The following is a 4628-nucleotide window of genomic DNA, read 5'->3' as shown; positions in this document are numbered from 1 at the left end:
GCCCAGGGCAGGTTCTGCCCTGGGCCTCGCGCCGTCGATGGAACCGGCCGCGCTCAAACGCCGGCCTTCTCCGCCGCCACCGGAACCCCCGCGGCAGCACCCGGCTCCCCACGCATCACCAGCAGGGTCACCAGTCCCGCGAGCCCGGCGATGGCCCCCGCTCCGACGAACGCCGCGCTGAACCCGTCCGTGAGCGCCGGAAGGTCACCCAGCCGGCCCGCGCCCTGCGACGTGGCGAGTGCGGTCAGCGCGGCGAGGCCCAGCGCCGAACCCACCTGGTACGTCGTGTTGACGATGCCGGACGCGAGCCCGGCCTGCTCCTGCGGGGCGCCGGACATGGCCGCCATCATCGCGGGGATGTACGCGAGGGACATGCCGAGCGCCGCGACCAGCGAGGCCGGCAGCACGTCCACCAGGAACGACCCCGTCGGCCCGACCGCCGACAGCCAGAACAGCCCGGCGGCCAGCACGAGCAGCCCGCCCCCGATCAACGGCTTGGCCCCGAACCGTCCGAGCAGCCGCGCCGTCACCGCCGTCATGAACACCATCAGCAGCCCGGTCATGGGCAGCAGCGCCGCGCCGGACGCGAACGCCCCGTAGCCGAGCACCTGCTGGAGGTAGAGGTTGAGGAAGTACCACATCGGGATCCAGGCCGCGCCGAGCAGCGCCATCGCCAGGTTCGAGGACCCGAGGCGCGGGATCCGCCACACGCTCAGCGGCATCAGCGGCGCCTTCACGACCCGCTGGACGACGAAGAACAGACCCAGCAGCACGGCCGCGCCGACGAGTTGGAGCACCGTGCCGGTGGAGCCCCAGCCGGCCTCGGGCGCCCGGACGACCGCGTAGACGGCCAGCGCGAGACCCGCCGTGACGAACACGGCCCCGAGCACGTCCACCGCGCCGCGGCGCGGAGCGACCGCCGGCAGCAGACCGGTCGCGGCGAGGGTCGCGAGACCGATCGGCACGTAGATGACGAAGACCCAGGGCCAGCTCAGCCACTCGGTGAAGACGCCACCGAGGAAGACGCCCGCGGTGCCGCCGGCCGGTGCCGCGGCCCCGTAAAGGGCCATGGCCTTGCCGAGTTCCTTCGGGTTGTGCCCGAACAGCATCATCAGGAGCGTCATGGAGGCGGGCGCGATGAGCGCGCCGCCGACCCCCTGCACCGCCCGCCCGGCGATCTCGACCCACGCGGTCTGCGCGGCCGCGGCGACGACGGATCCGGCGATCAGGACGCTCCAGCCGGCGACAAACACCTTGCGGGCGCCGAGCAGGTCGGACAGCCGGCCGCCCAGGAGCAGCAGTCCGCCGAAGGCGATGACGTACGCGTTGAAGACCCACTGCAGGTCGCCCTGCGAGAACCCGAGGTCCTTCTGCATCTCGGGGAGCGCGACCCCGATGATCGAGGTGTCCATGATGACCATGAACTGCGCGGTGGCGAGCACGAGCAGCGCCCACCAGCGCCGTGGATTGACGCCTTCCATGACTGTTCCCTCCCAGACCTTCCCGGACCTGCCGTCCATTGATACCCCCCTGGGGTATCTGACGCCGAGGAACGTAACATACCCCCTGGGGGTACACAAGAGCCAGGGTTTAAGGTCGCCTCATGACGGACGACGAGGTGAAGCACGACCTGATCCCGCGGTGGCGACGGGCCCTCCTGGCGGCACTCGACACGGACGACTGCGTCATCGACCCGGACCGCTACGGACGCGCCCTGCTGGAGCGCTGGTCGGAGCCGCAGCGCCGGTACCACACCACCGACCACCTCAAGGCGGTCCTCGACCACATCGACGTACTGGAGGCCCACGCGGCGGACCCCGAACTCGTCCGGCTCGCCGCCTGGTTCCACGACGCCGTGTACCGCCCGGACCGCTCGGAGAACGAGGAGCGTTCGGCCGCGCTCGCCGAACGGGCCCTGGCGGAAGTCGGCCTGACGCAGACTCAGGTCGATGAGGTGGCGCGCCTGGTCCGCCTCACCGTCACCCACGACCCCGCCGACGGCGACACCAACGGCGAGGCCCTGTGCGACGCGGACCTCGCGATCCTGGCTGCCCCGCCGGAGGCCTACGCGGCGTACACCCGGGCCGTGCGCGAGGAGTACGGCTTCGTGCCCGACGAGGCGTTCCGCGCGGGCCGCGCCGCCGTGCTGCGCCAGCTCCTGGACCTGCCCCGGCTGTTCCGCACCCCGCACGGCAAGGCGGCCTGGGAGGCGCCGGCCCGCGAGAACCTCGGTACCGAACTGGCGCTGCTCACCCCCTGAGCGCCCACAAATCGCTTGCCCGCCCGCACCGCCCCGCGCATGCTCACCGCATGGAACCGCACCGCATCAACTCCCGCCGGCTCACCCTGCACGAGATCTCCCGCGAGGCCGCGACCGACCTCAACTCCGGTGACGGTGACGGAGGTTTCCGCTGGCTGGGCGGCGGGCCCGGCGACGGCACCCGCGGCGGCTCGGGCATCACGGTGCGCGCCTGGGAGCAGGGCACGTACGTGCGGGGCTGGGGCACGTACGTGATGGTGCGCGCCTCCGACCAGTGCGCGATCGGCGGCATCGGCTTCCACAGCGCGCCCGACGACGGCCTTGTGGAGATCGGCTACGACCTGGTCGCCGACGCCCGCGGGCAGGGCTACGCGACCGAGGCGGTCGAGGTACTGACCTTCTGGGCGCTCGGCCACGGCGGCATGCGCACGGTCGTCGCCCACACGGATCCGGACAACACGGCGTCCCAACGGGTCCTGGAACGCGTCGGGTTCACCCGCACCGAGTCCGCCCCGGACCGCGAAGAGTTCCGCTTCGTCCGGCACCGCGCCTGAAGAACGGCTCAGGGCCTGGGCGGCACACGCCCTAGGCCGGGCGGCCCTTCGGGCGGCGCAGGCCCGCGTCCGTGAGCCGGCGCACCAGCTCCTTGGAGCCGATCTCGACGGCGCCCGCGCGCACCGCGTCCTCGTACCGGTGCGACGGGATGTCGTAGTGGTCGCGCTCGAAGGCCCGCGGCGGAGCCCCGATCCCCTCGGCGAACCGGTGCAGTTCGTCGTACGACACGTCACTGACCAGGTGCGACCACATCCGGCCGTGGCCCGGCCAGTTCGGCGGATCTATGTAGACCGTCATCCGCCGGCCACCGTGCCGAGCGCCCCGAGGCGGGCCACGACGACCCCGGCCTCCGCGCACACCCAGTGCGGGTCCTCGCCGAGCTCCGGCTCGATGTCGAGCGCGTGCGGGCCCTCGCTGCCCGAGCCGGGACCGCAGACCATGCACAGCGGCCAGCGCCCGTACCGCTCCAGCAGCCCGTCCTTCACGTCCTGCGCGACCAGACCCGAGACGTAGGCGACACCCTCCGGCCACTGCTCGACCCACCAGCGGCGCGAGGTGATCGCGTCCTCGACCAGCGAGACCACGTCGGCGTCGGCGACGCCGATCGCCTTGAGGTCGGCGAGCACGAGCGCGCGGGCCGCGTGCAGGGCCTGCTCCAAGGGGCTGATGGTGTCCATGCCCTCAATTGTGCGCCCGGGCCGAAGGGCCCTTGACCGCGAAGCGTTCCGAAAATATCTTTCAAAACGTGAGCAATGACGTGAAGGAAAGTTTCGCCAACGACGCGCCGCCGGCGCCCGCGGCCCTCGCGGCCAAGGTGCGCACCCTGGCGCCGTCGATGACCCGGTCCATGCAGCGGGTCGCCGAGGCCGTCGCCGGAGACCCGGCCGGCTGCGCGGCCCTCACCGTCACCGGCCTCGCCGAGCTCACCGGCACGAGCGAGGCGACGGTCGTCCGCACCGCCCGCCTCCTCGGCTACCCGGGCTACCGCGACCTGCGCCTCGCCCTCGCCGGACTCGCCGCCCAGCAGCAGTCCGGCCGGGCCCCCGCCGTCACCGCCGACATCGCCGTCGACGACCCGATCGCCGACGTCGTCGCCAAGCTCGCCTACGACGAGCAGCAGACCCTCGCCGACACCGCCGCCGGACTCGACACCGGGCAGCTCGGCGCCGCCGTGCACGCGCTGGCCGGCGCCCGCCGTGTCGACGTGTACGGGGTCGGCGCCTCCGGCCTCGTCGCCCAGGACCTCGCCCAGAAGCTGCTGCGCATCGGGCACATCGCCCACGCGCACAGCGATCCGCACCTCGCGATCACCAACGCGGTGACGCTCCGCTCCGGCGACGTGGCCGTGTCCATCACGCACTCCGGCGCGACCGGTGACGTCATCGAGCCGCTGCGGGTCGCCTTCGAGCACGGGGCCACGACCATCGCCATCACCGGGCGCCCCGACGGGCCCGTCTCGCAGTACGCCGACCACGTCCTGACGACCTCCATAGCGCGCGAGAGCGAGCTGCGGCCCGCCGCGATGTCCTCCCGGACCAGCCAGTTGCTCGTCGTGGACTGCCTGTTCGTGGGCGTCGCGCAGCGCACGTACGAGACGGCTGCGCCGGCTCTGTCGGCGTCCTACGAGGCGCTGGCCCACCGCCACGCGCCGCGAGGCCGGTCATGAGAGCCCGGGCCCACCGGTCTCGTTCTCGGGTGCGGCCCGGTGGGGGCCGGTCGCGCAGTTCCCCGCGCCCCTGAAATGCAGGCGCTTCGCGCCGCATTTCCCCGATGCGGTACCGCCCCTATGGAGATCGCGCACGAAGTGCGCATC

Annotated in this window: 6 protein-coding genes; 3 read left to right on the top strand and 3 right to left on the bottom strand. The window is 72.8% G+C overall.

Going from position 1 to position 4628, the window contains the following annotated elements; translation table 11 throughout:
* Positions 1-53: 53 nt before the first annotated feature.
* Positions 54-1481 carry an MFS transporter gene (locus tag ACFW9D_RS37905; RefSeq protein ID WP_384629988.1) on the bottom strand — a complete coding sequence of 476 codons (1428 nt, stop codon included), beginning with the start codon at positions 1479-1481 and terminating at the stop codon, positions 54-56.
* A gap of 122 nt (positions 1482-1603) precedes the next feature.
* Between ACFW9D_RS37905 and ACFW9D_RS37900 the strand changes: the two genes are divergently transcribed.
* On the top strand, positions 1604-2260 hold the full coding sequence (locus ACFW9D_RS37900; RefSeq protein ID WP_384629986.1) for a hypothetical protein: 657 nt from the start codon (positions 1604-1606) through the stop codon (positions 2258-2260).
* A gap of 50 nt (positions 2261-2310) precedes the next feature.
* Positions 2311-2814 carry a GNAT family N-acetyltransferase gene (locus ACFW9D_RS37895; RefSeq protein ID WP_384629984.1) on the top strand — a complete coding sequence of 168 codons (504 nt, stop codon included), beginning with the start codon at positions 2311-2313 and terminating at the stop codon, positions 2812-2814.
* Between the two features lie 31 nt (positions 2815-2845).
* Here ACFW9D_RS37895 and ACFW9D_RS37890 read toward each other — a convergent pair whose 3' ends face one another.
* Positions 2846-3112, bottom strand: a complete 267-nt coding sequence (locus ACFW9D_RS37890) for a DUF4031 domain-containing protein (protein ID WP_188337641.1) — start codon at positions 3110-3112, stop codon at positions 2846-2848.
* Positions 3109-3492: a hypothetical protein gene (locus tag ACFW9D_RS37885; protein WP_188337642.1), complete on the bottom strand. Its 384-nt coding sequence runs from the start codon at positions 3490-3492 to the stop codon at positions 3109-3111. Before ACFW9D_RS37885 ends, ACFW9D_RS37890 begins: the two co-directional genes overlap by 4 nt.
* Positions 3493-3560: 68 nt before the next feature.
* Between ACFW9D_RS37885 and ACFW9D_RS37880 the strand changes: the two genes are divergently transcribed.
* Entirely contained in the window at positions 3561-4481 is a 921-nt protein-coding gene (locus tag ACFW9D_RS37880; protein ID WP_188337643.1) for a MurR/RpiR family transcriptional regulator, read from the top strand.
* The last annotated feature ends 147 nt before the right edge of the window (positions 4482-4628 follow it).

Source organism: Streptomyces sp. NPDC059524 (genome assembly GCF_042749255.1).
In the GTDB taxonomy this organism is placed as follows: domain Bacteria; phylum Actinomycetota; class Actinomycetes; order Streptomycetales; family Streptomycetaceae; genus Streptomyces; species Streptomyces xanthii.
This window is presented reverse-complemented; position numbering and strand designations above follow the sequence as displayed.